The organism is Nostoc edaphicum CCNP1411 (assembly GCF_014023275.1).
Taxonomy (GTDB): Bacteria; Cyanobacteriota; Cyanobacteriia; order Cyanobacteriales; family Nostocaceae; genus Nostoc; species Nostoc edaphicum_A.
In genome coordinates, this window is record NZ_CP054698.1 from 4,760,443 (window position 1) to 4,787,303 (window position 26,861).

30 protein-coding genes and 3 pseudogenes are annotated in these 26,861 nt (G+C 41.9%); 13 read left to right on the plus strand and 20 right to left on the minus strand.

All coding sequences use genetic code 11. The annotated features are described in order from the left end of the window. Positions 1–114: 114 nt before the first annotated feature. Positions 115–393 carry a WGxxGxxG family protein gene (locus HUN01_RS22625; protein ID WP_181928083.1) on the minus strand — a complete coding sequence of 93 codons (279 nt, stop codon included), beginning with the start codon at positions 391–393 and terminating at the stop codon, positions 115–117. Positions 394–573: 180 nt separating this feature from the next. Next, positions 574–1,041: an SsrA-binding protein SmpB gene (gene smpB / locus HUN01_RS22630; protein ID WP_069070417.1), complete on the minus strand. Its 468-nt coding sequence runs from the start codon at positions 1,039–1,041 to the stop codon at positions 574–576. A gap of 443 nt (positions 1,042–1,484) precedes the next feature. On the opposite strand from smpB, the gene HUN01_RS22635 reads away from it, so the two are divergent. After that, entirely contained in the window at positions 1,485–2,168 is a 684-nt protein-coding gene (locus tag HUN01_RS22635) for a response regulator transcription factor (protein ID WP_181928084.1), read from the plus strand. A 62-nt stretch (positions 2,169–2,230) separates the two neighbouring features. On the opposite strand, the gene HUN01_RS22640 is transcribed toward HUN01_RS22635, so the two are convergent. The 4 genes from HUN01_RS22640 to murC form a co-directional block, all read right to left on the minus strand. After that, complete coding sequence (locus HUN01_RS22640; RefSeq protein WP_181932785.1) at positions 2,231–2,701, minus strand: low molecular weight protein-tyrosine-phosphatase; 471 nt, start codon at positions 2,699–2,701, stop codon at positions 2,231–2,233. Positions 2,702–2,778: 77 nt separating this feature from the next. Continuing rightward, positions 2,779–3,126: a YbaB/EbfC family nucleoid-associated protein gene (locus HUN01_RS22645; protein WP_069070420.1), complete on the minus strand. Its 348-nt coding sequence runs from the start codon at positions 3,124–3,126 to the stop codon at positions 2,779–2,781. A 194-nt stretch (positions 3,127–3,320) separates the two neighbouring features. Continuing rightward, on the minus strand, positions 3,321–4,319 hold the full coding sequence (gene murB, locus HUN01_RS22650; protein ID WP_181928085.1) for a UDP-N-acetylmuramate dehydrogenase: 999 nt from the start codon (positions 4,317–4,319) through the stop codon (positions 3,321–3,323). A gap of 123 nt (positions 4,320–4,442) precedes the next feature. Beyond that, a complete protein-coding gene (gene murC, locus HUN01_RS22655) occupies positions 4,443–5,906 on the minus strand; it encodes a UDP-N-acetylmuramate--L-alanine ligase (RefSeq protein ID WP_181928086.1) in 1,464 nt (487 codons plus the stop codon). Between the two features lie 403 nt (positions 5,907–6,309). Here murC and nadD point away from each other — a divergent pair, with 403 nt between their 5' ends. Further along, positions 6,310–6,936, plus strand: a complete 627-nt coding sequence (gene nadD, locus HUN01_RS22660; protein ID WP_181928087.1) for a nicotinate (nicotinamide) nucleotide adenylyltransferase — start codon at positions 6,310–6,312, stop codon at positions 6,934–6,936. Between the two features lie 116 nt (positions 6,937–7,052). Then, positions 7,053–8,066, plus strand: a complete 1,014-nt coding sequence (locus HUN01_RS22665; RefSeq protein ID WP_181928088.1) for a type I glyceraldehyde-3-phosphate dehydrogenase — start codon at positions 7,053–7,055, stop codon at positions 8,064–8,066. Positions 8,067–8,127: 61 nt separating this feature from the next. On the opposite strand, the gene thiL is transcribed toward HUN01_RS22665, so the two are convergent. Continuing rightward, positions 8,128–9,150 carry a thiamine-phosphate kinase gene (gene thiL / locus HUN01_RS22670; RefSeq protein ID WP_181928089.1) on the minus strand — a complete coding sequence of 341 codons (1,023 nt, stop codon included), beginning with the start codon at positions 9,148–9,150 and terminating at the stop codon, positions 8,128–8,130. Positions 9,151–9,239: 89 nt separating this feature from the next. Here thiL and HUN01_RS22675 point away from each other — a divergent pair, with 89 nt between their 5' ends. After that, on the plus strand, positions 9,240–9,827 hold the full coding sequence (locus HUN01_RS22675; protein WP_181928090.1) for a Uma2 family endonuclease: 588 nt from the start codon (positions 9,240–9,242) through the stop codon (positions 9,825–9,827). Positions 9,828–9,867: 40 nt separating this feature from the next. Here the strand turns inward: HUN01_RS22675 and HUN01_RS22680 are convergent, their stop codons facing one another. Beyond that, positions 9,868–10,974 (minus strand): peptidylprolyl isomerase, encoded by a 1,107-nt coding sequence (locus HUN01_RS22680; RefSeq protein WP_181928091.1) that lies wholly within the window; start codon positions 10,972–10,974, stop codon positions 9,868–9,870. 187 nt (positions 10,975–11,161) lie between these two features. On the opposite strand from HUN01_RS22680, the gene efp reads away from it, so the two are divergent. From efp to HUN01_RS22695, 3 genes are all read left to right on the plus strand, one after another. Beyond that, the gene (efp, locus tag HUN01_RS22685) at positions 11,162–11,719 is read left to right on the plus strand and encodes an elongation factor P (RefSeq protein WP_069070428.1); all 558 of its coding nucleotides are present in this window, start codon (positions 11,162–11,164) and stop codon (positions 11,717–11,719) included. A gap of 108 nt (positions 11,720–11,827) precedes the next feature. Beyond that, on the plus strand, positions 11,828–12,385 hold the full coding sequence (accB, locus tag HUN01_RS22690) for an acetyl-CoA carboxylase biotin carboxyl carrier protein (protein ID WP_181928092.1): 558 nt from the start codon (positions 11,828–11,830) through the stop codon (positions 12,383–12,385). Between the two features lie 62 nt (positions 12,386–12,447). Continuing rightward, the gene (locus HUN01_RS22695; protein WP_069070430.1) at positions 12,448–12,795 is read left to right on the plus strand and encodes an ArsR/SmtB family transcription factor; all 348 of its coding nucleotides are present in this window, start codon (positions 12,448–12,450) and stop codon (positions 12,793–12,795) included. 78 nt (positions 12,796–12,873) lie between these two features. Here HUN01_RS22695 and HUN01_RS22700 read toward each other — a convergent pair whose 3' ends face one another. Continuing rightward, positions 12,874–13,485 carry a GerMN domain-containing protein gene (locus HUN01_RS22700; RefSeq protein WP_181928093.1) on the minus strand — a complete coding sequence of 204 codons (612 nt, stop codon included), beginning with the start codon at positions 13,483–13,485 and terminating at the stop codon, positions 12,874–12,876. A 275-nt stretch (positions 13,486–13,760) separates the two neighbouring features. Continuing rightward, positions 13,761–15,575 (minus strand): proline--tRNA ligase, encoded by a 1,815-nt coding sequence (locus tag HUN01_RS22705; RefSeq protein ID WP_181928094.1) that lies wholly within the window; start codon positions 15,573–15,575, stop codon positions 13,761–13,763. Between the two features lie 178 nt (positions 15,576–15,753). On the opposite strand from HUN01_RS22705, the pseudogene HUN01_RS22710 reads away from it, so the two are divergent. Then, a pseudogene (locus HUN01_RS22710) lies at positions 15,754–15,990 on the plus strand (Uma2 family endonuclease); the annotation flags it as partial. An 8-nt stretch (positions 15,991–15,998) separates the two neighbouring features. Here HUN01_RS22710 and HUN01_RS22715 read toward each other — a convergent pair. Beyond that, a pseudogene (locus HUN01_RS22715) lies at positions 15,999–17,105 on the minus strand (IS630 family transposase). 70 nt (positions 17,106–17,175) lie between these two features. On the opposite strand from HUN01_RS22715, the pseudogene HUN01_RS22720 reads away from it, so the two are divergent. The 4 genes and pseudogenes from HUN01_RS22720 to HUN01_RS22735 all read left to right on the plus strand — a co-directional run. After that, positions 17,176–17,514, plus strand: a pseudogene (locus tag HUN01_RS22720) (Uma2 family endonuclease); the annotation flags it as partial. A 188-nt stretch (positions 17,515–17,702) separates the two neighbouring features. Further along, positions 17,703–19,085, plus strand: a complete 1,383-nt coding sequence (locus HUN01_RS22725; RefSeq protein WP_181928095.1) for a lysophospholipid acyltransferase family protein — start codon at positions 17,703–17,705, stop codon at positions 19,083–19,085. Between the two features lie 22 nt (positions 19,086–19,107). After that, positions 19,108–19,356: a FitA-like ribbon-helix-helix domain-containing protein gene (locus HUN01_RS22730; protein ID WP_181928096.1), complete on the plus strand. Its 249-nt coding sequence runs from the start codon at positions 19,108–19,110 to the stop codon at positions 19,354–19,356. Continuing rightward, positions 19,353–19,781, plus strand: a complete 429-nt coding sequence (locus HUN01_RS22735) for a type II toxin-antitoxin system VapC family toxin (RefSeq protein ID WP_181928097.1) — start codon at positions 19,353–19,355, stop codon at positions 19,779–19,781. The genes HUN01_RS22730 and HUN01_RS22735 overlap by 4 nt, the downstream gene beginning before the upstream one ends. Positions 19,782–19,852: 71 nt before the next feature. On the opposite strand, the gene HUN01_RS22740 is transcribed toward HUN01_RS22735, so the two are convergent. Together HUN01_RS22740 and HUN01_RS22745 are read right to left on the minus strand one after the other, a co-directional pair. Then, a complete protein-coding gene (locus HUN01_RS22740) occupies positions 19,853–20,428 on the minus strand; it encodes a Uma2 family endonuclease (protein WP_181928098.1) in 576 nt (191 codons plus the stop codon). 67 nt (positions 20,429–20,495) lie between these two features. Continuing rightward, positions 20,496–21,257, minus strand: a complete 762-nt coding sequence (locus HUN01_RS22745; protein ID WP_181928099.1) for a TetR/AcrR family transcriptional regulator — start codon at positions 21,255–21,257, stop codon at positions 20,496–20,498. 61 nt (positions 21,258–21,318) lie between these two features. Between HUN01_RS22745 and HUN01_RS22750 the strand changes: the two genes are divergently transcribed. Further along, positions 21,319–22,329 carry a Rieske 2Fe-2S domain-containing protein gene (locus tag HUN01_RS22750; protein WP_203219559.1) on the plus strand — a complete coding sequence of 337 codons (1,011 nt, stop codon included), beginning with the start codon at positions 21,319–21,321 and terminating at the stop codon, positions 22,327–22,329. Between the two features lie 343 nt (positions 22,330–22,672). Here HUN01_RS22750 and HUN01_RS22755 read toward each other — a convergent pair whose 3' ends face one another. The 7 genes from HUN01_RS22755 to cysE all read right to left on the minus strand — a co-directional run bounded on the left by HUN01_RS22755 (position 22,673) and on the right by cysE (position 26,847). Further along, complete coding sequence (locus HUN01_RS22755; protein ID WP_181928101.1) at positions 22,673–23,218, minus strand: (2Fe-2S) ferredoxin domain-containing protein; 546 nt, start codon at positions 23,216–23,218, stop codon at positions 22,673–22,675. A 131-nt stretch (positions 23,219–23,349) separates the two neighbouring features. Continuing rightward, positions 23,350–23,553 (minus strand): putative nitrogen fixation protein NifT, encoded by a 204-nt coding sequence (nifT, locus tag HUN01_RS22760; protein ID WP_181928102.1) that lies wholly within the window; start codon positions 23,551–23,553, stop codon positions 23,350–23,352. Continuing rightward, positions 23,528–23,815, minus strand: coding sequence for a nitrogen fixation protein NifZ (locus HUN01_RS22765; RefSeq protein ID WP_069070441.1), 288 nt, complete (start codon positions 23,813–23,815; stop codon positions 23,528–23,530). Before HUN01_RS22765 ends, nifT begins: the two co-directional genes overlap by 26 nt. Next, positions 23,802–24,935, minus strand: coding sequence for a homocitrate synthase (nifV, locus tag HUN01_RS22770; protein ID WP_181928103.1), 1,134 nt, complete (start codon positions 24,933–24,935; stop codon positions 23,802–23,804). Before nifV ends, HUN01_RS22765 begins: the two co-directional genes overlap by 14 nt. Before the next feature lie 371 nt (positions 24,936–25,306). Beyond that, entirely contained in the window at positions 25,307–25,504 is a 198-nt protein-coding gene (locus tag HUN01_RS22775) for a DUF2949 domain-containing protein (RefSeq protein ID WP_094349915.1), read from the minus strand. A 302-nt stretch (positions 25,505–25,806) separates the two neighbouring features. Beyond that, complete coding sequence (locus tag HUN01_RS22780; protein ID WP_181928104.1) at positions 25,807–26,037, minus strand: Asr1405/Asl0597 family protein; 231 nt, start codon at positions 26,035–26,037, stop codon at positions 25,807–25,809. A 66-nt stretch (positions 26,038–26,103) separates the two neighbouring features. Next, entirely contained in the window at positions 26,104–26,847 is a 744-nt protein-coding gene (cysE, locus tag HUN01_RS22785) for a serine O-acetyltransferase (RefSeq protein WP_181928105.1), read from the minus strand. Positions 26,848–26,861 lie beyond the last annotated feature (14 nt).

A 26,861-nucleotide genomic window follows, 5' to 3' on the forward strand; every position in this document is an offset into this window, starting at 1 on the left:
ATTTTGAGTTGCTTGCACCAATTTTAAAAATTATTCCGAGAGATAGATTCCCAAAATCCAGATGCAATAGAGGATTCCGAATCCAAAATCTAAAATCCAAAATCTAAAATGCTATTAGTCTCTATAGCTAGTGGCACTTGGCGCATTAGGGTCACGATAGGCGGTCGGTTCGTTATCGCGCTTTTTGCCAGCTAAACCAGCTAGACCGAATAGACCAATTAATCCTAGCCAACCCCAATCAAAATCGTTGCGATCAGAAGTTGTCGTTGTTGGAGCATTATTGACTCCGGGATCATTAGTTGTCTGAGCTTGTGCAGATAGAGTTAAGGGTAGAATTCCCATACTCAAGGTGAGAACGCCAGCGCCAACAGCTTTAATGAAATTACTTTTCATAAGTTGTGAAAATTCCTGATGCCATCCGAAGTTACTCACAACTGTATCGAGTTCCAACCTTAACAAAATCAATCTGTGGCTATAAACTCGGCATTTTCACAACTAACGCTATGGGTAGACAACATACTTTGACAGCAATCTATTTCTCCCTCTGGTGTAGTAGTTAGTTTACACTAACCGTTAATAGCTTTTCATTGCCCGTTGAATGTCACGCTGGTCTTGGCGTCGTTTCAAGTCTTCTCGCTTATCGTGGAGCTTTTTACCTTTGCCAAGGGCTATACTCACTTTTACCCAGCCTCGTTTGAGATACATTTTCAAAGGGATTAAAGTTAAACCCTGCTGTTCTACTTTGCCAATTAGCTTACGGAGTTCTTGACGATGCAACAGTAGCTTGCGTGTACGCCGTGGCTCATGATTGAAATACTGTCCGCTAGCGTTGTAAGGCGAGATATGAATATTGATCAACCATGCTTCGCCATTGCGAAGCAAAGCATAGCCATCTTGGAGATTGACTTTACCCGCACGAATCGACTTCACCTCGGTTCCTGTCAACTCAATTCCAGCTTCGTAAGTTTCTAGAATTTCATACAAATAACGGGCTTGGCGGTTGTCGCTAATAACTTTGTAACCGTCGTTCTTGTCGCTCATTGATAATTTTGTGTGCTTTAAATGTACCTAAAAAGTTATTTGGATTGGCTTGTGAATTATAGGGTGTATCTTAGAACCGCTATAAATTATGAACTGTATATCACTAATTTAGCTTTTCTAAGTTCACAATTAAGAGTTTTTTGGCAATATTGATTAAGTTATTAATTTATACTATGATAAACATTTACTATGCCTTATTGATGAGTTGTTACAAATTACAAAGCTCTCTATGCCTCTCAAGCAGAGGGAGTCAAAGGTGAGTTACACTTCGCTAACTCATCCTAAAGATTTAAGATTTTCTTTATAAATAAACCCTGAAGGCAGTCATTAGTTGGTAATCCTGTCATAGTATGAAACATAAGAACACTATTATTATCTGTGTTCACTGATGGAGCACGTAGAAGCAAATTTCTGAGTAAAAAAATGCTAGGGGTGTACTATCCATGCCCTTGACGATCCTTGTAGTGGATGATGATTTGGGCACTCGTCTGTCTGTTAGCGACTATCTTGAACTGTCTGGCTACTCGGTGATCACGGCTAATGACGGTCGAGAAGCTTTAGTTATGGTAGATGACTATCATCCTGATTTGATTGTCACGGATATCGTCATGCCACAGATGAATGGCTATGAACTGGTGCGCCGGGTGCGTCAACAGCCAGTGTTTCGTTTATTGCCTGTAATTTTATTAACAGCCAGAACTAAGACCCAGGAAAGAATTATGGGTTACCAGTCAGGGTGTGATTTATATTTACCCAAGCCTTTTGAACTGGAAGAGTTAGCAGCAGCAATTCGCAATCTTTTGGAGCGATCGCAAATCATTCAATCGGAGTATCGATTTTCTCATAAAGAGAACTTGGGCATTCCCGCCTCAACAAAAACGGGGGATGCCCATAATTCTCTGTCCACTCAAATTCAGAAATCCCATCTGCACTCATCCCTAACTCATCGAGAACAAGAAGTCCTAGAGTTATTAACTCATGGTCTTTCTAATGCCGATATGGGTCATCAGCTACACTTGAGTCCTCGCACAGTGGAAAAGTACGTTAGCAGTTTATTGAGAAAAACCTCAACCAGCAACCGAGCGGAATTAGTGCGTTTTGCGATGAAGCATGGTTTAGTGGAATAAAAAGTTAGGAGTTAAAAGTGAGGAATGAGGAATTAAAACTCCTAAATCCTAACTCCTAACTCCTAACTCTTAACCCTTGTGAGCAGACCTTCACAAGCATCAATCAGTAAATCAATAACCTGATTAAATCCCTCTTGACCACCGTAATATGGATCTGGAACTTCTTTTAGAGTGTGTCGAGAGCAAAACTCGCACATCAAACGCACTTTATGGTGATATTGCTCAGTTTGATCAAGAGTGAGGATGTTCTCATAATTTTCTTGATCCATCGCCAAAATCAAATCAAAGTCTTGAAAGTCTGACTTTTGAAACTGGCGTGCTCGACCACGCAGTTTAATTCCCAACTTTGTAGCAGCCGCAGCACTCATGCGTCTGTCAGGTGGGCTACCAATGTGATAACTAGATGTACCAGCAGAGTCACAGAGGATATCTTCGCTCAAGCCAGCCTGCTCAATTAGATGATTCATGATGTTTTCTGCCGATGGTGATCGGCAGATGTTACCTAAGCAGACAAACAGCAACTTGTAAGGCATAGATATTATTTGTCCTTTGTCAATAGTCATTTGTCCTTTGTCGAATGACCAATGACCAATGACTAATGACCAATAGACTAAAATCCAGGTAACTCCAACCCACTGGTTAATTCTTCCATACGTTCCCGCATGGTTGCTGTGGACTTGTTGTAGGCTTCTTTCATTGCCACTGTCACGAGATCGGAAAGTACTTCTGCACCTTCCCCTAAAGCATCTGGAGAAATTTCTACCCGCTTGGGTTCTTGGTTTCCACTGACAATTACCTTCACTAGACCACCGCCAGATTCTCCCAGAATCTCCATTTGCTCCAATTCTTCTTGGAGTCGCTTTGCGCCTTCTTGAACTTGCTGTGCTTTCTTAAAAGCTTCGGCCAGTTCCTTCATTTTTCCTAAGCCAAAGCCAAATCCCTGTCCTTTTCCTGTCATAATTATTTGTACGCGTGTGCGTTGAATAACAAATCAAATTCAATTATAGATGCGGTAAGTAATTTGACTCTTTTTTTACCAATAATTAATGCATCCTGGAATAAGGAATAGGGAGTAGGGAATAGGGTATCATTTATTTCTACCTCTGCTCCCTTATCCCCACCGCCCACTCCCAATTCTCTGAATTGAAAGTTTCAACAAGCACCTTGAAACTCTCCGAGCATTTTGACTTCTGGCTCTAAATTAATAGACCAACGTTCTTGTACTTGATGTTGGATGTGGCGAATGAGACAGAAGATATCACTAGCTTTTGCCCCACCTCGGTTAACGATAAAATTAGCATGGAGTAATGCTACTTGTGCTCCACCAATTTGGTAGCCTTTCAGACCAGTTTGTTCAATTAACCAGCCAGCACTATAGGGTTTAGGATTGCGGAACACACTACCACAACTGGGGAAGTTATATGGTTGGGTGCTTAACCGATGCTTTTTGTGTTCTTTGGTGATTGCTACAACTTTTGCTGGGTCTGCACCTGGTGCGAGTTGTAAAGTGGCTTGGGTGACTATGCGATCGCCACCTTGCAATAATGAAGTCCGGTAGCTATAACCTAACTGTTCTGGGGTAAGAGTCTCTAGCGTACCATCGGGTGAAAGTACCTGGGCACTAACTAACATATCTGCGATACAGCTATTATGTGCCCCTGCATTCATCACTACGGCACCTCCAGCTGTTCCCGGTATACCAACAGCCCACTCCAATCCTTGCCACCCTAACTCTGCTGCTGCCCATGCCAAGCTGGGAATTGATTCTCCGGCAGCAACGGTTAATTGACCTGTTTGGGGGTCAAAGTTGCTGAAGCGGAGATGACGAGTAGCAATGACTAAGCCTGATATACCGCCATCACTCACCAACAGGTTAGAACCTGCTCCCAGTGTTGTCACCTTTAAATCACGTTCTTTTGCGTATTTAAGACTTGCTTGCAGTGCTTCCAAGTTTCGGGGGGCAACGTACAAATCAGCTGCTCCCCCAACTCTGTAAGAAGTAAATGCTGACAAAGAAGCCTGGGACTTGATTGCACAATCAGTACTGGGTAAGTAAATTACTTCACTGTTCACCGAATTAGCTGTTTGGTGTTTCTTTGTATTCAAAGCAGAAACTGTGCAGACGTTTCCAGCTGCCTGGGAAATGGTCATCTTTACTTTTTTTGGTAAAATTTTTACATTTATTTACCGCAAAGATACGGTAATAGAGTTCACAAATGAAACCGTTGCTAAAGGGGTACTTTGCTCAGAAATAAAACTTCGCAAAGTCTCCATTTAGGATGTGGCTTTAGCAGGCTCACAAAGTGTCGTAATTACTTCAGGAATCACCTGATTCAAGTTCCCAGCGCCCAAAAACAGCGCCAAATCTCCTGGGCGTAGTGTTTGTAGCAAGTACTCACATACTGAGGGTAAAGTTGGTTGATAAATTACCTGCGAATGCTGTTTAGCAATTTCCGCTGTTAGATGTTCACCACTAATTTGCCCTAAATTGGGTTCGCCTGCACTGTAAATATCAGTCAGTACAACCAAATCAGCATGGGTAAAGGACTCGGCAAATTCTTCTAAAAAGGTCAGTGTCCGGCTATAGCGATGGGGTTGAAAGATAGCAACTACTCTTTGCCCTGGTCTTGCCTGTAAACGTGCTGCGGCGAGAGTAGCGCGAATCTCGCTGGGGTGATGAGCATAGTCATCGATGAAGGTAATGCCATTGACTTCACCTCGGAATTCAAAGCGGCGTCTTGCTCCTTCAAAGGTGGCGATACCTTTGGCAATTTCTCCAAATTCTAAGCCCAAAGCGCGACCAACAGCCACCGCTGCTAAGGCATTACTGAGATTGTGCCGACTAAGCAACCGCAACTTCAACACGCCCAAAGCTTTGCCTCTTTCCCAAACTAAAGCTGTGGTGCCATCAGCACGATAATCAATATTAGTGACGGTGTAATCAGCGTCGGTATCTGAATGTAAGCTGTAGGTAATAGTAGGTTGTAAGCGATCGCGCACTGTCGCACAGTCAATGCTACCTATTAACGTTTTACAACCCTTAGCAAATGTCTGGAAGATGTCAATAACTTCTTCTAATGTATCGTAGTGGTCAGGGTGATCGAGTTCAATATTGGTGATGATCCCAATTTCGGGAGCGTGTTTTACCAGAGAACCATCTGATTCATCTGCTTCGGCTACCAAATATTGGCTTTGTCCCAATCGAGCATTACCTTCCCAAGCATTGACTTCGCCACCGACCAAAATCGTCGGGTCTAGACCAGCTTCTAGAAGCATATAGCCAATCATGCTACTGGTTGTAGTTTTGCCGTGTGTTCCTGCCACTGCAACACTGTAGTAATCGGCAATTAAAGCTGCTAGTACATCTGAGCGATGTAAAACTGGACAACCTAATTCCAGTGCTGCTTTGTATTCTAAATTATTAGTGTTAATTGCTGTTGAACAAATGACTTGAGGCAGTTTTGACTTAGTATCAGCAGATAATGGTTCTTGTGAATTTAATACTACTGGATTAGCCAATACCTGAGGGTAAAAGAATTCAAGATTGCTTGCCTCTTGTTTACCAAAAATATGAGCACCGATAGATTCCAACTTGTGCGTAATGTGGTTAGGACGAAGATCCGAACCTGATACTGGAAATTGACGCTTTGCAAGAACGTATGCCAGAGCAGACATACCTATACCACCGATGCCAATGAAATGAAATGGTCTACCACTAAAATCTACAGAATTAGTCATTTATTACTCCTCTTACACCACACCACACCATAATCACAAATGACACGCGTATCATAACAGGAATTTGATTTTTACCGTAACTGCTCCTATATCATGTTTATATTTGATGCCCAGATGATGTTCCCGCTCTGGTTTTCCTTGTTCAGAATGATTTTACCTTGGTTAGAGGTTTTTGCTATTTCTGAACTGTTCTTAAGATTATTCTGAAAATTTTGGCTGCATCGGGAAAGAAATTCTTGTAATGTCAAATACATATTTTTGGCTATCTTACTGGAATTGGCTACATAATACATTGTTTAGTGAAACTGATTTGAAATTGCATCAAGTCTAGGCGTGAATTGAGTACAATAGTACATTGGTAATGAAACTATTTTTCAATTGCATAAAACCCAGGCATAACTGGATGCAGCAACTCGCAATTTTTGGTGGCACATTTGATCCAATTCATTGGGGACACCTGCTCGTAGCCGAGACAGCTTTGCATCAAGTATCCCTTGAAAAGGTAATTTGGGTACCATCCCTAAATCCTCCTCACAAAGAAGCAGCTTTGTTTGAGCATCGTGTGCAAATGCTGCAATTAGCTACAAAAGATAACCCAGGGTTTACTGTCTCACTAGTGGAGACAAATCGCTCTGGGACTTCCTATGCCATTAACACCCTGATTGACTTATCTGCTTGTTACCCAAATACTCACTGGTACTGGATTGTGGGCTTGGATACCTTCCAAACTTTACCCCGTTGGTACCGTGGACACGAACTAGCACAAATGTGTGATTGGTTAATCGCACCCCGACTGCTAGGTGGTGAGACTATAACTCAAAGCAAATTAATCTGCAAGCAAGTGGAGGAGCAACTCAGGGAGCAGTTACATACCATTCACTGGCAACTCTTGAATATACCTTTAGTAGGAGTTTCGTCAAGTCTAATTCGCAAATTTTGCCGCGAACGCCAGTCAATTCGTTATTTAGTACCGGAATCGGTCAGATCATATATCACTAACAACAATCTCTACTCGAACAAATCTGAATAAATTATGTGTTTTTTTATTGATCTAACACTTTATGGTTAAAAGTGCCCCCCCCCTTTGCGATATGATTGGGGTCAACGATATCAACATATAAGCATAAATACAGAGGGCAAGACACTGTGATTAGAGTTGCAATCAACGGTTTCGGGCGGATTGGACGTAACTTTGCGCGTTGCTGGGTGGGTAGAGAGAACAGTCAAATCGATCTTGTCGCTATTAATGACACTTCAGACCCTAGAACTAATGCTCACCTGCTCAAGTATGACTCAATGCTAGGGAAGATTAAAGGTGCTGAGATTAGTGCCGATGATAACTCTATCATCGTTAACGGTAAGACCATTAAGTGCGTATCCGATCGCAACCCAGAAAACTTGCCCTGGAAAGATTGGGGAATTGACCTAATTATCGAAGCAACCGGGGTATTTACTAGCAAAGAAGGAGCGCTCAAGCACGTAAATGCTGGAGCCAAGAAAGTTCTGATTACCGCTCCTGGTAAAAACGAGGATGGTACTTTTGTGGTTGGTGTGAATCATCATGACTATGACCACAACAAACACCACATTATCAGTAACGCTAGCTGTACTACCAACTGCTTGGCACCAATCGCCAAGGTATTGAACGATAAGTTCGGCATCATTAAAGGTACGATGACCACCACCCACAGCTATACAGGTGATCAACGCTTGCTAGACGCTTCTCACCGGGATTTGCGACGGGCGAGGGCAGCAGCGATAAACATTGTACCCACCTCTACTGGTGCAGCAAAAGCAGTGGCACTGGTTATCCCAGACCTTAGAGGCAAGCTAAATGGCGTTGCCTTGCGCGTACCTACCCCGAACGTCTCAATGGTAGATTTCGTAGTTCAGGTTGAGAAGCGTACTATTACTGAAGAAGTTAACCAAGCTCTCAAGGACGCTGCCGAAGGCCCACTTAAAGGCATTTTAGACTATAGCGAACTAGAATTGGTATCTTCCGATTATCAAGGTAGCGATGCTTCTTCGATTGTTGATGCAAACTTAACTTTGGTTATGGGCAATGACTTAGTAAAAGTTATGGCGTGGTATGACAACGAATGGGGTTACAGCCAACGAGTCTTGGATTTGGCAGAATTAGTAGCCCAGAAGTGGCAATAATTTGTCATTTGTCATTGGTCATTTGTCATTAATCATTGGAAGAATGATAAAGGACAAAGGACTATTGACCAAAATGTTGAAATCCCTGACTAAGATTCAGAACTTGGTCAGGGAATTTTTTTTGTTCGTCGTGCAATAATACTGTTGATCCGGGTGTAATACTGCCCACGATCGCAGCACCTTCTCCAAGATGTTGCACTAAGGCTGATGCTAATTCTTGTGGTAAGCACAGCACTAATTCAAAGTCTTCGCCACCGTATAAAGCATATTTTAGCGCTTGCTCTGGTGGCAACCAATGGTTAAAAGTTTTTGGTACGGAAATTTGTCTGCGTTCTAAGACAGCGCCAACGCCACTGGCGCGGCAAATTTGGATAATTGCATCTGCCAAACCATCGCTGCTATCCATACCAGCAATGGAGAGTTGGGAGTTAGGAGTTAAGATTTTCCAGAGGATTGGTAAGACATCGAATCGTGGCTGTGGGCGTTGGTGTGCGAGGATTAGAGCCGTGCGTTCTGCATCTTTGAGGTTTTGTTCTAATTCGGGATGCAAGAGGAGTTCTAAGCCAGCGTGGGAGGCTCCATGAACGCCTGTAACGACGATCGCATTTCCAATAACGGCAGCAGAACGGCGGATAATTTGACTAGGGTTAACTTGACCAAAAGCAGTAATTGCCAGAGTAGTTACAGGCGATCGCACGACATCACCCCCGACAATTGGAGTATTGTATTTTTGCAGGCATTCTGTCATTCCCTGGTACAAGCGTTCTACCCAACTAACCCTAAGTTCACTGGGTAGTCCTAACCCGACAGTGATTCCTAATGGAGAAGCACCCATTGCTGCTAAATCTGATAAATTGGCAGCAGCAGCTCGCCAACCAGCATCTTCTGGGGAAGTGGTGAGGTTACTAAAATGCACGCCATCAACCAGTACATCTGTAGTCACTACCAAAGATTGCCCTAGTGCAGTCTCAAGTACTGCTGCATCATCGCCGATAATTTCTGGAGGACAGAAGCGCTGTAATCTTTCTAAAAGACCTTGTTCGCCAATGTCTTTTACTTGTTGAGAAGATAACTCACTGTTCACAATCGGTTTTCCGTGTTGCAAAATTACGAAGAAAACTGATGATTTACTTTACTGTTTAAGATAAGGGTATCGTCTAGGAGTCAGTTGGCATGGTAACAACACCAGTAACCAGCATCACATTTGAGGAGTACTTAACCTATGATGATGGTAGCGATTTTCATTATGAATTGGTGGATGGGAAGCTAGAGTTAATGAATCCACCTACTATTGAACATTTCCTGATTGTCGATTTTTTGGATACTGCCTTGAAAGCAGAAATCAAACGTTGTAACTCTACTTGGCTTTGTTTTCGTGAAAGTGGGGTGAGAACGGGTAGAAATAAATCTAGGTTAACTGATTTGTGTGTAGTGACACTGGAACAAGCTAGAGAATTGTTGAATGCTTCAGCAGTATTTGAGTCACCACCGTTACTAATTGTCGAGGTAGTCAGTCCAGAGTCGGTAAAACGGGACTATCGTTATAAACGCTCAGAATATGCAGCCTTAGAGGTTCCTGAATATTGGATTGTAGACCCACTGGCAACAAAAGTTTCAGTGTTACTACTGGAAGATGGATTGTACGAAGAAACAGTTATTACTGCCAACCAAGAAATTTTATCACGAACTTTTCCAGAATTAAGGATCGTAGTTGATCAAATATTCACTGCCGGGAATCTGAATCAGGGGAGACGCGATTAATCGCGTCTGTACAAGATTCTTCTCCTGCCCCTGTGTCTTTTTATGCAGCTTGCGGCTCAACCAGATTTTCTATTCCCTTAACCACTTTTGCCGATTCGATTTTGTCACCAGCCTTCAGTTTATCCAAAACTTCTTTGCCTTCGGTGAGATAGCCAAAAACGGCATAACGACCATCCAATAGGTTGCGTCCGGCGGGAGTGAGTTCTGGTTCAAACAAAAAGAAGAAAAATTGTGATGAACCGCCATTTACTTCACTTTCGGGACGAGCCATTACCACTGCACCAAAGGCAGAAAAAGGCAGAACTGGCATATCAACGTAACGACCAGCTTCTTCTAGAGTAATGCCATAGGTAGGTTCTTTATCGCCCTCAACTAAGACTTCTAAGGGGATGGCGCGATATTTGCCCGTTTTTGGATCAATGAAACCTACGTCTTTTCCAGCAGGATCTCCAGTTTGGAGAAAGTAAGATTCTTCAGAACGGGTAAATTCTAAGCCATTATAAAAACCCCTCTGTACCAAATCTACAAAATTCCCGGCAGTCACAGGGGCGCTATAACCGTCTACTACAAAGGTTAAATCGCCTTTGTTAGTTTTCAATTCTATAGTGGCACGACCTTTAAGCTGCGGCAGGTTGCTGTACTGGGCAGGCACTTCAAAGGGGAATTGTTTCACCATTGACTCTTCTAGAAGAGTAACGAGATTTAGCAGTTTAGTTCTCTCTTGCAGAATTTGTTCTTTATCTTTGCTGTTCGCCAATTCTTGCAACTTACCCACCCCAGATTTCAACTCGGTAATCCAAGCTTCGGCTTGGGGTTGGCGTTCTTCGGGAACGCTTGTTAAGATTTGGGAAGGTTTATCGAGAATGCGGGATGCTTGGCTAATGTCTTTGGAAATAGCACCCCAACGTCGATTCGCCCGCAGTTGGGCAGAGATGTCCTCTAAACTGGCTTGTAGTTGCCGCACAGGTTTGTTATCTATCGGGAGTGCATACCGCAACAAAGCCTTACCGTCGGTAATTGCATTGCCCGATGGCAGTGCGGCGCTACTGGAGGGAGTCCACCCAGCTGTAGTTATGCCTAAAAATATTGTCACCAGCAGTATTGCTATTAGGCTGTTCTTCAGCCAGGATTTTAATAAGTTAAGCATGGGATAACTCAAATGCAGCATTAAATTGTTGACTGGACGTAACCCATAAATAATCTTCCCACGTTAAGGGCGGAGGATAAATGACAAATGACAAATGACAAATGACAACTAACTAATGACAAATGCCCAATGACGACCCTAGAAGGGTACAATAAATGCCGATTGTCTTCCAAAATTTGAAAGTTTCATGATCTCCAGTAACGACTTTCGACCCGGTGTTTCAATTGTATTGGATGGGTCTGTATGGCGAGTGCTTGAATTCCTACACGTCAAGCCAGGTAAAGGTTCTGCCTTTGTACGCACTAAGCTAAAAAATGTCCAGAGTGGGAGCGTTATGGAAAAAACGTTCCGCGCAGGGGAAACAGTGCCGCAAGCCACTCTAGAAAAAAGCACGATGCAGCATACCTATAAAGAGGGCGATGAGTTCGTCTTTATGGATATGGAAACCTACGAAGAAGGCAGATTGACCCGCGAGCAAATTGGCGATCGCGTCAAGTACCTTAAGGAAGGTATGGAAGCTGAAGTTATTAAATGGGGTGAGCAGGTTCTAGGAGTAGAATTGCCTAAGTCTGTGGTTCTGGAAATTGTACAAACAGATCCAGGTTTAAAAGGTGACACTGCTACAGGTGGCTCAAAACCAGCAACTCTGGAAACTGGTGCAATTGTGATGGTTCCTTTGTTTATTTCTCAAGGAGAACGCATCAAAGTTGACACTCAGGAAGATAAATATATCAGCAGGGAATAACTTTCATCTCTACGGAGATGCAAGTCCCGATTGAAATCCCTATATAGGGATTAAATCCCTGCCACACTTAAGATGCTCATTTACGGATAGGTCGAGGTAATAAAAACTGTGCCATTGGACTTTAATGAAATTCGCCAATTACTGGCAACTATCGCACAAACAGATATTGCAGAAGTCACGCTCAAAAGCGATGATTTTGAACTAACAGTCCGTAAGGCTGTGAGCCTCAGCAATCAGATGTTGTCGGTAGGTCAAGGGACTTTAGGCAGTGTGGTAGGTTCGGGCTTGACATCGGGTTCATCTGGGGGGAACCAGTTGAACGCCAGTCAGGTAACGGAGGTGTCCACATCTCGCGTGTTTGAAAATACTGGTACTAGCACACAATTGCAGTTGTCAGTAAATCCTCCCTCAACCATTGACCAGAGATTAGTAGAAGTGCCTTCCCCAATGGTGGGAACGTTTTATCGCGCTCCCGCACCTGGGGAAGCAGCATTTGTGGAAGTGGGCGATCGCGTCCGCAAAGGTCAAACAGTCTGTATCATTGAGGCCATGAAGCTGATGAATGAAATTGAAGCCGAAGTCTCTGGACAGGTGATGGAAATTCTTCTCCAAAATGGTGACCCTGTAGAATATGGTCAACCTTTGATGCGAATTAACCCTGATTAAGTATTAATGTATATATCAAGTGAGTAATTGTTAAAACTTTCAGTCTTTGCGGGTTAATCCTGATGAAACAAACGTTGCCTTTACCACCAGAAGTGGTGCAACAAGTAGCTGAATACTTCAGTCTGTTAAGTGAGCCAATGCGCCTGCGGCTGCTCCACTTATTACGGGATGAAGAAAAATGCGTGCAAGAGTTGGTAGAGGCAACACAGACTTCTCAGGCAAATGTGTCAAAACACCTGAAGGTAATGTGGCAAGCAGGTATCCTTAGCCGCCGCAGTGAAGGAACTTGCGCCTATTACCGGGTGGAAGATCAAATGATTTTTGAGTTGTGTAATCGGGTTTGCGATCGCCTCGCCACAAGGTTAGAGGAGCAAGCCCGTAATTTTCGTGTGTTAAATAGCAAACGTTAGGTCTTTTGTCCTTTGTCCTTTGTCAGTTGTCATTTGTCATTTGTGAAAAACCAATGACCAATGACTAATGACCAATGACTAAAGCGGATAATTTTTCTGAAAGCTTTCACGAGTTAGTGGTTGTTGTAACTCTACACCCTCACCGCCTAAAACATCTAACGGTTTGCCGTTTACGTCAATGTATACTTTGGCTTTGGGATTTAAACTTGTCGCAGTGTAAACAACTTGTCCCACGCGACCCATCATTGAGGTGCTACCACCACCGCTGGTAAAATCTTCAGATAAATTAACGTGAACTTCATCATTTTCTGTCTTCAACCCCAACAGCTTGGTTCCTTTGGGGATGGTTGTTGAATCTGTTCCTTCTGTTGGGCCTGCTAACAAACTTTGAAAAGCTGATTCTAAAGGCTGATTTGGTCTTATAGAAGCTACTTTCACAGGTTGGGGAACCAAAGCAACATTTTTGTCATTTGATCTGAGCCAATAAACATTAGGGGTTTGCTCGTTAGCTGGCTGCCTAGTTGATGGCTGTGCTGGTTGAGCGATTCGCCCAGAGGGGTTTGACGGTGTGGGAGTATTGCCAGATTGTGAAGTAAACCAAGCCACACCGCCACCTACCGCTACAACCACCGCTGAGACGGCTGCAATTACGCCTGAAGAAATACGATTAGATCCTTGTTGGTCTTTCATGTTCAAAACCTTCCTGACTAGGGCTGATATGGTAGTTATGTGAGGAGCAGCCTGGTTAAGGACGATACTTATAACTGAAGAGTTTCCCACTACCTGGAGGAGACTTTATGCCTTTCAATTCTGCAAGTCCCTAATTCAATTTTAGGATTTCTATTTCTAATCCGTCACCTACCAAATTATGTAAATCTCATTCTTTTTGGAGATGATTGAAGATTAAATTTACAACGCAGAGGAACGCAAAGTAAAATATTGAGTCCTCTGCGTAGGTTAAGCGTTTAATTTTTTACCTGGATGGCGGCAGTAATCCACTGTTTGAGTGTAGTTGTCACTTCCTCTATGACTATTTCTTGAGATTTGCGGGTTGCTCTTTCTACAACTTCAACTTTGCCATTGGCGATCGCACGTCCGGTTACAATTCTATAAGGTATGCCAATCAAGTCAGCATCTTTAAATTTCACTCCCGCCCGTTCGTCGCGGTCATCAAGTAGGGTTTCAATTCCGGCTTGATTGAGTTCTGTGTAAAGTTTTTGAGCGCTTTCGATTTGTTGAGCATCCTTTATGTTGGGAATTGTGATGATCGCGTGATAAGGTGCGATCGCAACTGGCCAAATAATCCCATCTTTATCGTAAGATTGCTCGACGGCAGCTTGTGCTAGTCGTGATACACCCACACCAAAACAACCCATAAATAGCGGCTTTTCTTCACCCTGTTCATTGGTATAAGTTGCACCCATCGCTTGGGAATATTCAGTGCCTAATTGGAAGATGTGACCTGCTTCAATTCCACGGGCGCTTTGTAAGGTTTGTTCTGGGTTATGGATGGCGCGATCGCCTGGTCTTGCCTTTCGTATATCTACTATACCATTTGGTAGTGGAAATTGCTCACCCCAATTAGCGCCAACTACGTGATAGCCAGCTTCATTCGCCCCTGTAACAAAGTTTTTTAAATCAACGGCTGTTTGATCCACCAAGCGCAAAAACTTGGGATGGATCTGTTTATTGGCGGCAATATACTCGTCTGCGATGTCTGGCGCAATGTAGCCTAAAGGTAGAGATTTAGCTGTCCATGCTTGCTGTGCTTCTACATTTGGTACATTCAAACTAATAATAGTTTTAGCACCATATTCAGAAGCTAATTTAGTCAGTTCATTTTGCAACTTGACTTCATTAACTTCCTGATCGCCTCTGATGCTCACCAGAACTAACACCGTTATACCATTATCATAAACGGTTTGATAAAGGACGTTTTTCAGCAATTGAGTGGGAGAACAGTTGAGGAGTTGACAGACCTTTTCAATCGTCTCTGTTCCAGGTGTATCCCGTTTTTCGTAAGTTGTAAACCGTGAGGTTTCAGCGTCAATTGGTAAAGAAACAGCCTTTTCTACGTTAGCGGCGTATTTACCATCCTCAGTGTAGAGAACTTCGTCTTCACCAGCTTCCGCTAAAATCATAAATTCAGTGGAACCAGAACCACCAATCGCACCAGAATCGGCTTCCACTGCGCGAAAAGCTAAACCAGAACGTCGCAGAATATTGCTGTAGGCTTTATACATATCCTGGTAAGTTTCTTTGAGGCTGGCTTCATCGGTATGGAAAGAGTAGCCGTCCTTCATGATAAATTCTCGTCCGCGCATCAAACCAAAGCGGGGACGAATTTCATCGCGGAACTTGGTTTGAATTTGGTAGAGGTGTAGTGGTAGCTGGCGATAAGAGCGAATCATATCACGAGCGATCGCTGTGATTACTTCTTCATGAGTTGGGCCTAATCCTAATTGTTGCTCACGGCGGTCAATTAGGGAAAACATAATCCCCTCAGCTTTGGTGTAAGTGTCCCAGCGTCCTGATTCCTTCCATAAATCAGCCGGTTGTAATTGTGGCAAAAGACATTCTTGTGCGCCTGTAGCGTTCATTTCTTCCCGCACAATCTGGGAAACTTTTTGCAATACCCGCCACATTAGCGGCAAATAAGCATAAAGACCACTACCGATGCGACGAATGTAACCTGCACGGAGTAATAATTTATGACTGGGAATCTCAGCATCAGCTGGATCATCCCGCAGTGTAACAAATAACATTTGTGAAAGTCGCATCGTTTACTCCCTTTCTAGAATCTTTAATTTGTTTATAAACCAATACGGTTCAGTTAAAGGCTACTGATAACAATTTTGGGTTTTCGAGACGCGATAAATCGCCGTCTCTACAAGTGTTTTGTTGCTCATTCTGAACTGTATTGTGATATAATCTTTCCAACTAATTTAGGTCTAGGTTATGAGTCCTTTGACATTAAAACTAGACACCGTTCACTTTAGTGACGAACAATTTTATCACTTATGTCAAAATAACCGCGAATTGAAATTTGAACGCACTGCCAAGGGAGAATTAATCATCATGTCCCCCGTTGGAGGTGAAAGCGGCAATCGAGAAGCAGATTTAATTATCGATCTGGGAATCTGGAATCGGCAAACTAGCCTGGGTTATACTTTCAGTTCTTCTAAGCTGTTACGCAGCTAAATTTAATAAACAGCATTACCTTTATTTTTAATTTTGCGTTCCCATTTAATAATAAGACCTCCTTCATTTAACAATTTATTTAACAACTCTTCTAGCTGTGATACTGACTCGAACAATCTATGAGCTATATATTCTTTTGCTGAATGCCAAACCAATTCAATCAAATTATAATCTGGACTATAAGGTGGTAGAAATTCCAGGATAATATTTGGCATTTCTGCCTTGATACGAACTAAAATATCTTTTCTTTTATGGAAGCTGGCATTATCTAAGATAATCACTATTTTCGCAGAACATTTATTGAAAGTCTCAATTCTATTTCCTTGCTCTATCCATTCTTGCAATAGAAAATTATTCAAAGATTGAAGCTGCTCATAAAATACATCGGCATTTCCTTTTTAATCACAAAATTCATTCTCTTCTTGTCGTGATAACGTAACCCTCCCATAATATTTACTCTTCCTCTTCTTCTTTGACCTGTGATTTGTTTCCTTGTACCTTTCTTACCCCAGTTTTTTCTTCTTATCACTCTTAAACTAAATCCACTCTCATCCCAAAACCATACCTGTAAACGCTCTGGGGCTTCCTTTGTTATTCTTAAGTATTCTGACAATTTTTCTTTAAATGCCTTACGCATTTCAGGATTCTGTTTGTCCTCTAGGCTGTATTTTGCCCAAAGGTAAACGTACTTTTTTTCGCTCTAATATTCTCCCAACTTGTGAACCACTTAACTTAATTCCTGTTATCTTTTCGAGGTATGTAGCTAGTCTTGCTGCTGTCCAACGACCAAATTCATACCCATACTCTAGTGGCTCTTTTTCAATTATTTCTAATAATAAATCCTCATATTCTTTGGTAACTTTGCGGAAGTTCCCTTCTCTTCTTCCATCTAAAAAACTTTCTAGGTTATCTGGATCGCCGTGAACTGCCCAATATGCTACTGTTGGATATGCAATATCTAAAAACTTACTAATCTCTTGATAAGTTTTTCCATCATTCATTAATAATAAAATCAGAATCTTTTCTCTTACGTAGGGATTTTCATGCTCTTTTAGCGTTTTTAGTAGCCTTTCCTTCTGCTCTTGGGAAAGATGATTTTTTGCTGGCATAGATGGCTGATACTAAATTAATTACTTAATCTAATATTATACAATCTAGCTGCGTAACAGCTTACAACAATTCAAATTACCTAATGGTGCTGACCGTTCCCCAGATGCCGCTTGGATTCAACGAGAACGTTGGCAAGCACTTACACCTGAACAAAGACGGAAATTTCCCCCCATTGCACCCGATTTTGTCATTAAATTAAGGTCAGCAACAGATGATTTGCAAATGTTGCGTTCCAAAATGCAGGAATATATGGATACAGGGGTGCAATTAGCATGGTTAATTAACCCCCAACAGCAGCAAGTGGAAATTTATCGCCAAAACCAAGATGTAGAAGTGCGAAATCTGCCCACACAATTATCGGGTGAAGATGTATTGCCAGGATTTAGCTTGAGTCTATCCTGTTATTAAAATTTACAAATGCTGCTAAATCTCCATATCGCAGCAGAAAATACTCTATAAGTCTGCGTAGGTGTACTTGATTAGAAGAACCTACTTAGGCACGTTTTGTCTGTGTATCTGGGACTTCAATCGTCAGGAGATATTACAGCAGCTAAGATAGCTTAAAAGAAATCACAGCATCTTTAGGAGAAACTACCTTGGCAGATGTAATTTATCAAGCACAAGCACCCTTAGAATTTATTCCTCCGGCGTTTAACCCTTTATTACTACGAGTCGTCAATCTATTGCTACCCAGTTGGATAAACTGGAAAACATCTATTACCCAAATTGAAGCAGACAACGTAGAGGTTCTGGTGGATCTCTATCGCCAGTTTCAGGAGGGTAAGATCCGTTTTATGCTGGCTTTTCGCCATCCGAAAACAGACGATCCGTTTTGTTTAGCTTACTTGCTATCTCAACTTGTACCAAAGGTAGCGCGATCGCAAGGTACAACACTACAACATCCCATTCACGCTCATTTTATCTACGATCGCGGCATTCCTCTATGGGCAGGTTCCCATGTTGGCTGGATTGCTTCTCATTTAGGTGGGACTCCAATTCAGCGAGGTAAAGCTGATTGGACGGGGTTACGTTCGGCGCGTGACTTGTTCGCCAATGGGAAATTCCCGATGGCGGCTGCGCCAGAGGGTGCAACCAATGGTTTATCGGAGAATATTAGCCCGCTGGAACCCGGAATTGCCCAATTAGGCTTCTGGTGTGCTGAAGACTTGCACAAAGCTGAACGCCCCGAACAGGTTCTAATTGTACCAGTTGGGATTAAATATAGTTACGTTGATGCTCCTTGGGGTGCGATCGCGAATCTTTTAAGTGAATTGGAAGCGGCTAGTGGTTTACCTGTGAATTCAGCAGAAAATGCTTCTATAGAGTCGCTTTATCCCCGGTTGTTGGCTTTGGCAGAACATTTACTTTTGCTAATGGAAGAATTTTACACCCGGTTTTATCATCAAAAACTGCCAGATGCGAAGATTGTCAACGGGCAAATTCCCGATAGAAACGAGGCGTTAGCAGTTCGTCTACAAGCTTTGTTGAATGCAGCGTTGTTAATATCTGAGCAGTATTTTAATTTACAGTCAAAAGGTAGTTTGAGTGACCGTTGTCGGCGAGTAGAACAAGCAGGTTGGAATTATATATTTAGAGAAGAATTTAAGGATGTAAAAGGAGTATCTGCTGTTGAAAGAGCTTTAGGCGATCGCGTTGCCGAAGAAGCGAATGCACGGATGTGGCACATGCGTTTAGTAGAAAGTTTTGTGGCTGTTTCTGGTAATTATATTCGTGAAAATCCTACAGCAGAAAGGTTTGCTGAGACAACTTTAATTTTATGGCAAATGATTGCTAAAATCAAAGGGAATAAAACTGCACAGCGTCCACAGTTGGGTAAGCAAAAAGTAAAAATAACTGTGGGTGAACCCATATCAATTTCTGAGCGTTACTCGGCGTATAAGGAAAATCGTTTGGGTGCTAGACAAGCTGTTGCTGATGTGACAAATGATTTACAACACGCGTTAGAAGGATTGATTTGAAAAACAAGATGAGGAATTAATTATGAACAATATTACTATATCTAACCTTGATGATGACATCAACTATCGTCTACAAAAACGAGCCGAAAAACATGGTCGTTCTCTCGAAGAAGAAGCCAGAGAAATTCTTCGTATGGCTCTAATAGAAAATCACGAACAGCCCTTAAACTTAGCTAATATGATTGAGCAGCGTTTTGCAAATTTGGGAGACTTTGAATTACCGGAAATTCCTAGAGAACCTATTCGCACCGTATCAACGTTTGAAGAATGATTATTCTTGATACAAACGTTTTGTCAGAATTAATGAAGCCTAAAAAGTCTGAAATAGTTCGTAGTTGGGCTGCTCAACAATCTTTAATGAGTCTATTTACCACAACAATTACTCAAGCAGAAATTCTCTATGGTATTGCCTTACTCCCTACGGGAAAACGACGAGATAAACTTAGTCAAGCAGCACAACTGATGTTCTCAGAAGATTTTGCTGGGCGTGTTCTTCCTTTTGATCAAGCTGCTGCTATAGCTTTTGCTAATATTGCGTCTCAAAGAAGACACAATGGGACTCCTATTTCCCAAGCTGATGCTCAGATTGCAGCTATTTGTTACACTCATGCAGCAACTATAGCAACGCGTAATTTCTCTGACTTTGAAGGGTGTGATATTTCTATTATTAATCCTTGGGAAGTCTCCGGCAGATAGAAGCTACATATTATAAATGGAATAGAGGATAGACCCGCAGTTGCTTTTTCTTAGACTTAGCACCTTATATCTTAACCTGGAAATACCTTAAATAAATCCACAACTAAATCAGGAAAAAAGGGCAGATTAACTGATTCATTTGGTAGATAAATCAACTTGCGACGATAACCAAATTTAACTTGCAAACTTTGATAAGGTTCGCTGTAGCACTCAAGATAATTATCTACTAAATTAAATATCCAATAATCAGAAATACCTGCTTTTACATAAATAGGTAGCTTTTCCTCTTGGTCATATTTTAAGGATGAATCGGCAATCTCAATTAAGAGTAAAATATCAGATGGGCTGGGATGATTCGCTAGATAGTCATCATCTCTATTTTTTGCAATTACTCTATCTGGTTCAGGCTCACTGTTGTTAGATAAAGTAATTGGTTGTTGTCCTCGCAGGGTTGCGCGATCGCCTACTAGCTTATATAATTCTCGTTCTAGGCGTGTTTCACAAACAGAGTGCGGTGTACCTTTTGCTTCCATCTGCATTATTTCACCCTTAATTAGCTCTACTCGGTCATTCTCCTCAAAGAAGCCGAGTTCAGCTAGACGGTGATATTCAGCTACAGTAAAGCGTTTAGCAGTGGTAAGGCTCATAACAACTACGAGAATGCAGAGTTATTTTTATCTTAATAAAAAATTAGCCTACCGATGACCGACAAGTTTACACAAATTGTTTTCCACAGTCCTTACAAAGATAGCACTGCTTCCCTCGGCGATAACCATTTTTAGATAATCGCTGTGATTGACAATGTAAGCATTTCATTACTTTCATTACATTTCCCAACAGATTATCTCCAATATGGGGTTCTAAATATGAAACGAGCAAATCTTCAATAGCTTGGGTCAGTCGTTGCCTATGTTGTTGATCTGGGTTGCGAAGTGCCGATAACATGACAGCATTGCTGCTGTGAACACAAACTTCTGCCAGCAAGCTGCACTGTGCTTCACTTAATTTTGAGTTTCGCTGTTTCAAGATATTTGCCGTAAAGTTAATTGCTTCTTGGGTCATGCTTTCATCAATGGACTGGAAAATTTCTCGTGCCATGAAAAACTGCACAAATACAACCCGTGAAACTGGCTGCTCAAATATTTGTGCTACAGAGTTAACAAGAGCATGAATCATTTGACGCAGTGGTAACTGGACAATTTTTGGTGTGTTCGCCTGTGCCCACATCTGCTTTACCCGCTCAACATGGCGTAACTCCATCGCCTGAAAAATAGCAGCTTTATCAGGAAAAAACTGATACAAAGAACCGATTGCTGTTCCTGCTTTTGCTGCAATTAAATGGGTAGTTGCAGCTTCATAACCCACTTGATCAAACACTGCTGCTGCCGCATCCAAGATTTTTTCAACTCGTTCTTTTCCTCGTTGTTGTTTGGGTTGACGACGTAAACTGCTTGACGAATGTGAATCTTCTGTCATATCTTAAAAAGACGACGGATTTTTCACAATTTTATAACTAGCGGAGAAGATCATGGAATCTATGCTTCCTGGTGCGCCCTGGCTGTTGCTTCACAAGTCGATGTTGGCAGTTAACCAACCTCGAAAAATTTCCTTGTATGGTGATGACTATGTGATGTGGAAAGATTCTACCGAAGCTATATATGCTTTGCCCAATGCCTGTCCACACATGGGAGCAATGTTGTCAGAAGGCTGGTGCGAAACAGAAACTGATGGTAAGAGTGCCGTGGTCTGCCCGTTTCATGCCTTGAAATTTGATGGTTCAGGCTGCACTGTTTTACCTGGAACGAACAAGAAAACATTGCCGCAACTCAAATCATTAGAGCTAATAATTCAAGGGGATTTTATTTGGTCTTATGGTGGATATGATCCAAAAATACCTATTCCCACAGTCCTAAATGAGATTGCTAAAACATACTACTTGATTGGACATACAGCAGATAGAACTATAGATACTTCAATGCTGACGATGCTGCTGAATATGCACGACTACAATCATCAAAACGGTACTCACCGAGAATTGTTTCGGATTACCGATATAGAATTTCATCAATTTATTGATAACGGTCATAATTCCCATGCTTTTTATGATTTGCCCACAGCACCTTACAGCTTGCTAGAAAAGCTCAAAAAACCTGATTTACTATTACTGCCCAAGAATATTCAAGCACATCTAGAAAATCACTTTCCATCTCTGATAATTTTTCATGGAGAAATGCCATTAGGTAAAGCCGCACAGTGCCATATATTTGTGCCAGAAGGTGCTAATCGTACACGGACTTATATTTTATTATTTGGTCAAGCCAAGCATCCTATATTTAAGATATTTGGTAGCCAATATCTAAAGTTTGGGGAGGTGGTAGTAAATCAAGATGCAGATATATTAGGAAAAATTTATCCAAATATGCCTCAAAAAATTAAACTCAATAATGAAGTAGGCATGGATTGGGTGCGACGTAATTTTGAGAACTTTCCAAACATTGTGGAACCTAATTTTTCCAAGCAGACGGGGGATAAAATTTCAGCATCATAGTCATTTATTGAAATGCTGGCTCTAATTTCAAGGATTTGATAATTTTCATAGTATCTATAGTGGTTCTCGTTCACGTGAGGTACACCCGTAGGGGCATGAATTGCCCCTACTAGTCCGTCAATAAATAATTGATGGATAAATTAAGAGTAGAGACGGCGATTTATCGCGTCTCTCTAACCGTCAAAATGAATTTGACAGACTACTACACCTTGCGATATTGTTTTACACCGCATCTGAGTGGGAACCGCTATAGGTTTTGACAAGGGATACTAATAAAAAATAAGGGTAAAAATTTTACCCCTACAAATTTGTGTATTATTTTAAGAAAAGCTAGAAAAGCTTATTACTCTGAAGTTAAATGACTTTCTAGCAAAGATGCGATCGCATCAGGATGAATATTCTTGTATTTCTTTTTACCAAGGTGTAAAACACAGTTGGGGGCGCTGCCACAGCATTTTTGGCAACCAGTATGTTCAATAGTAACTTTGTCTAACAAACCGCGATCGCACAAAGTTTTTTCTAATTCTGATAATAACCCTTTACCACCACGTTTCAGGCAACCTGACTTTTGACATACCATAATCCTCGCTTTAATTTGAGGTAGTAAATCTTGCTTTGGACACCCATCAATTGGTGTCACTCGATAGGCTTTAATTTTTATTTTACTTGTGCGTGAGTCTATCTTACTATGACCACAAATGCGAAGTTGCTGACCAGGAACTAAGGATGAACTTAGTAAACGACGTAACTCTTTAGGCAGTTTAATTTCCACATCTCCAGATGGAACTGCCAATTGCAAGTATTTATATTTTCCTGGTTCACCACCAACAAAACCTAGTAACTGTCCCTCAAGATTCAATTCTGATAACGTTAAATACTTATTACCCATGATTGATAAAAAGTTATTGGGGATTGGGGGAGAGGGGAGAGGTGACAGGTAACAGGTAACAGGTAACAGGTTATAGGGAATAATCTGTACCCTGTAACCTATAACCTATTCCCTTCTTTACTCCCCATTTTTTAAGCGAGGCGTTTAGCTTCTACTGTTTGAGGTAAATTTGCTGTATCTGGCAAATCACGAAATTCTAATTCCCAACCATTTGCTAGGGTGAGAATCTTGCCATCACTTCCATCAGTTTGTTTGACGACTTCTTCTTCTAGGTCTTTTTTAGCAACGTAAACTACTAAAGTGCCGGCATCATTCATCCGTAGCATTACTTTCATGAGATTCCTCAACCGATTCTAGTTCTTTTTTCTTGCAGCCGACGACAAACCCTGTTTCCAAGAAATGCACAGCATATATATAGGAAGTCTGCAAATATGTGCCTATACTCGCTATGTAACCGATATCTCCCTTGTTTACCAAAACTTGGCCGACTTCCTTACCGGGAAAGGTACCATCGTTTTTTAGCAGTTTACGAACTCTGACTTTTTCACCAATTTCAAAAGCGGGTGGCAAGTTTAGTTCTAATTCATCGCGTTGCATGAGAGTACCTCTGTTCTCTGACCAAATTCAACAGTTCTTCTGTCGTCAAACTGCGTTTTTTCTGTACCGATTGATGGCGCACTGCGTCTAAAACAGATTGGGTTTCTTGAGAGTTCAAGAAAATTCCATGCTGTTCTAGCAAGTTAGCAACTAAATGCCGTCCAGAATGTTTACCTACTACTAAACGCCGTTCCCAACCGACTTCTTCGGGTGCAAATGGTTCATAAGTGATGGGATTTTGCAATACCCCGTGAGCATGGATGCCAGATTCGTGAGCAAAGGTATTTTCGCCAACGATCGCTTTCCAGGGTGGTACATCGGCTCCTGATGCGGCTGCAACTAGTTGAGACAGTTCCAGCAAGCTGGGTGTGTCAATGCCCAAATCAACGCCGTAGATGCGTTTGATCGCCATGACTACTTCTTCTAATGCTGCATTTCCTGCCCGTTCACCCAATCCGTTGACTGTGGTATTCACTGATGAAGCTCCGGCTTTGATACCCGCAAGGGCGTTGGCAGTTGCCAGACCAAAATCATTATGCGTGTGGATTTCTAGGGGAATCGTCAACGCGGAAACCAGCCTTTGGACTTTGGTGTAGGTGGTGAAGGGGTCGAGAACTCCTACTGTGTCGCAGAAGCGGAAGCGGGATGCACCCCACTCTTGAGCATAAAGTGCTACATCTAAGAGGAAGTTTTCATCAGCCCTGGAAGAATCTTCTCCGCCGACTGCTACCCAAAGACCTTGATCGAGGGCGAAGTGGATTGAGTCTTTGAGTTTTTGCAAACTTACTCGCCACTGACCATGAAATTTAGTGGCAATTTGGATACCAGAGACGGGAATGGCAATATGCACCCGATTCAAACCACAGGCGATGGAAGCCTTGATATCTGAGATGACAGCGCGGTTCCAGCCCAAGAGTTTTGCTTGTAAACCTAAGTTAGAAATTGCGGCGATCGCACGGGTTTCTTCGTCGCCCATTGCCGGTATACCCACTTCTAATTCCGGGATACCAATGGCATCGAGAAATTTAGCGATCGCAACTTTTTCTTCTAGGGTAAAAGCAACACCTGCTGCTTGTTCACCATCACGTAGTGTAGTGTCATTAATTATGATTTGATTCATTGCAAATATCCCTCTCTTGGAAGTATTCTTAATATCCTTTCTCTCTACAATCCCTAGTGATGGTAAATGCTAAAAATATCACAATTCATAATGTAGGATACATGATCCTTAATTATTGCCCCATTAGTAGCATCACATCTGTATGACAGGGAACTAAATCAATGTATAATTTACTAATCGTTTTTACCGATGTCAGTTGAAATGTCTTCGAGTAGCAATGAGCTAATATAACTATTAGCAAATCCTGAACAAAGTAATACACAAAATCCAGCAATTAAGGATGTAATCATCTTCGTAACCTCATTTTTTCTAGAGCATTGGTGTGTAATTTAGGCAGGTAATGGGACTCAAAGCTGAAGGGTACAAATTAGCTAACTCTGGTCTGCTAGCCAATCAAAAATTTTTCCTAGCTGCTCCAAGTCAACAAAACCATACTGCCAGAGGAGCATCGGTAGTGGGCCATTTTCTAATTCACGGTGTCGCAGAGCTACAGCAATATCAGCATTTGAAAGTTCAAGTTCATTGTGCAAAAAATTGAGGAGTTTTATATCTCTATTACGAGTCGCCATAATCGAACTTTCAATTTCTTAATTTGGGAAAAGGTTAAAAATAAGAAACTCCAATCTTTGTTTGAGAATTTCGTATTTTTAATTGTTGCTATATGTCAGGGAAATTTCAGATTTAGTAGACTATACAAAATCTAAACCCCATCTAATCCATCTCAGTCTGCAACAAATTCTGCTAGCGGACAGTAGCTTCAACTTCTAAACCTATTCGAGCTTTGTGCATCTATGAACAAAAAGGATAAAGTCCAGTACTTGCGTCATGAATTCAAGATTAATCGTCTCTGAATTAGGTCTTTTTGAAATAATCATGACTCATCACTGTAATGCCAGCAACGCTCTAGCCACTCTAATAATTCGTGACGACAAGCAAGAAGTTGCATAACTGTACTACGAATTAGAATTACTTCTAGCAAATTGTTCACTTGCACCCGTAAAGAACCATCAGGGGGACAAGAGCAATTAATTTTTAACTCTTGCAATCGGTGATAGATTCGCCAGCGATCGCTCAAAGGAATCTGCAAAATGTGATTTGTCATTTGTCCTTTGTCCTTTGTCAGTTGTCATTTGTCAGTTGTCCTTTGTCATTTGCAAATGACCAATGACTAATGACTCTTGACTTTTAAAGTTTGCAGTTGTTTTTCGAGTTGCTCGATGCGCGAGAGCAAAGAACGAATCACGGTTGCTTCCACATCGGGTAGCTTTCCATGTTCTAAGGGAGAAAGGCTGACGCCGCTTTCGTTGCGAGAAATGATTCGGCCGGGAATTCCCACAACTGTGGAGTCGCTGGGGACATTTTGTAAGACAATGGAACCTGCACCAATACGGACGCGATCGCCAATTTGCAGATTACCCAAAACTTTTGCACCCGCTCCAATCACTGCATTTTTGCCGACTGTGGGATGACGCTTACCAGTTTCTTTACCAGTTCCGCCAAGGGTAACGCCCTGGTAAATCAGTGTGTAGTCGCCGACGATCGCAGTTTCGCCAATAACTACTCCCATTCCGTGGTCGATAAACACGCCTTGTCCAATCTCTGCACCTGGGTGAATTTCAATACCGGTCAAAAATCGCCCCAAATGAGAAATTAAACGGGGGATAAAACCGACTCCTCGACCATGTAACCAGTGAGCAAGACGATGCAAACATAGCGCGTGCAATCCAGGGTAGCAAAACACCACTTCTAGCCAATTCCGGGCGGCTGGATCGCGCTCAAAAATAATGCGAAAATCACTCAATAATGGCTCAAAAAAAACGCCAGAGAGGAGATTTTTCAGCATGGATGTATGGGCAGAATCCTGCGTTTTGGTACTTGGGGGATTGCTAATACTGTCTAAAGACTGTTGCATCGGTAATGTCTATC

Excerpts from the sequence above, each read along its gene's own strand:
- HUN01_RS22625 (WP_181928083.1), bottom strand. The coding sequence starts at position 393 with ATGAAAAGTAATTTCATTAAAGCTGTTGGCGCTGGCGTTCTCACCTTG.
- smpB (WP_069070417.1), bottom strand. The coding sequence starts at position 1,041 with ATGAGCGACAAGAACGACGGTTACAAAGTTATTAGCGACAACCGCCAA.
- HUN01_RS22635 (WP_181928084.1), top strand. The coding sequence starts at position 1,485 with ATGCCCTTGACGATCCTTGTAGTGGATGATGATTTGGGCACTCGTCTG.
- HUN01_RS22640 (WP_181932785.1), bottom strand. The coding sequence starts at position 2,701 with ATGCCTTACAAGTTGCTGTTTGTCTGCTTAGGTAACATCTGCCGATCA.
- HUN01_RS22645 (WP_069070420.1), bottom strand. The coding sequence starts at position 3,126 with ATGACAGGAAAAGGACAGGGATTTGGCTTTGGCTTAGGAAAAATGAAG.
- murB (WP_181928085.1), bottom strand. The coding sequence starts at position 4,319 with ATGACCATTTCCCAGGCAGCTGGAAACGTCTGCACAGTTTCTGCTTTG.
- murC (WP_181928086.1), bottom strand. The coding sequence starts at position 5,906 with ATGACTAATTCTGTAGATTTTAGTGGTAGACCATTTCATTTCATTGGC.
- nadD (WP_181928087.1), top strand. The coding sequence starts at position 6,310 with ATGCAGCAACTCGCAATTTTTGGTGGCACATTTGATCCAATTCATTGG.
- HUN01_RS22675 (WP_181928090.1), top strand. The coding sequence starts at position 9,240 with ATGGTAACAACACCAGTAACCAGCATCACATTTGAGGAGTACTTAACC.
- HUN01_RS22680 (WP_181928091.1), bottom strand. The coding sequence starts at position 10,974 with ATGCTTAACTTATTAAAATCCTGGCTGAAGAACAGCCTAATAGCAATA.
- efp (WP_069070428.1), top strand. The coding sequence starts at position 11,162 with ATGATCTCCAGTAACGACTTTCGACCCGGTGTTTCAATTGTATTGGAT.
- HUN01_RS22695 (WP_069070430.1), top strand. The coding sequence starts at position 12,448 with ATGAAACAAACGTTGCCTTTACCACCAGAAGTGGTGCAACAAGTAGCT.
- HUN01_RS22700 (WP_181928093.1), bottom strand. The coding sequence starts at position 13,485 with ATGAAAGACCAACAAGGATCTAATCGTATTTCTTCAGGCGTAATTGCA.
- HUN01_RS22705 (WP_181928094.1), bottom strand. The coding sequence starts at position 15,575 with ATGCGACTTTCACAAATGTTATTTGTTACACTGCGGGATGATCCAGCT.
- HUN01_RS22730 (WP_181928096.1), top strand. The coding sequence starts at position 19,108 with ATGAACAATATTACTATATCTAACCTTGATGATGACATCAACTATCGT.
- HUN01_RS22735 (WP_181928097.1), top strand. The coding sequence starts at position 19,353 with ATGATTATTCTTGATACAAACGTTTTGTCAGAATTAATGAAGCCTAAA.
- HUN01_RS22740 (WP_181928098.1), bottom strand. The coding sequence starts at position 20,428 with ATGAGCCTTACCACTGCTAAACGCTTTACTGTAGCTGAATATCACCGT.
- HUN01_RS22745 (WP_181928099.1), bottom strand. The coding sequence starts at position 21,257 with ATGACAGAAGATTCACATTCGTCAAGCAGTTTACGTCGTCAACCCAAA.
- HUN01_RS22750 (WP_203219559.1), top strand. The coding sequence starts at position 21,319 with ATGCTTCCTGGTGCGCCCTGGCTGTTGCTTCACAAGTCGATGTTGGCA.
- HUN01_RS22755 (WP_181928101.1), bottom strand. The coding sequence starts at position 23,218 with ATGGGTAATAAGTATTTAACGTTATCAGAATTGAATCTTGAGGGACAG.
- nifT (WP_181928102.1), bottom strand. The coding sequence starts at position 23,553 with ATGAAAGTAATGCTACGGATGAATGATGCCGGCACTTTAGTAGTTTAC.
- HUN01_RS22765 (WP_069070441.1), bottom strand. The coding sequence starts at position 23,815 with ATGCAACGCGATGAATTAGAACTAAACTTGCCACCCGCTTTTGAAATT.
- nifV (WP_181928103.1), bottom strand. The coding sequence starts at position 24,935 with ATGAATCAAATCATAATTAATGACACTACACTACGTGATGGTGAACAA.
- HUN01_RS22775 (WP_094349915.1), bottom strand. The coding sequence starts at position 25,504 with ATGGCGACTCGTAATAGAGATATAAAACTCCTCAATTTTTTGCACAAT.
- HUN01_RS22780 (WP_181928104.1), bottom strand. The coding sequence starts at position 26,037 with ATGACAAATCACATTTTGCAGATTCCTTTGAGCGATCGCTGGCGAATC.
- cysE (WP_181928105.1), bottom strand. The coding sequence starts at position 26,847 with ATGCAACAGTCTTTAGACAGTATTAGCAATCCCCCAAGTACCAAAACG.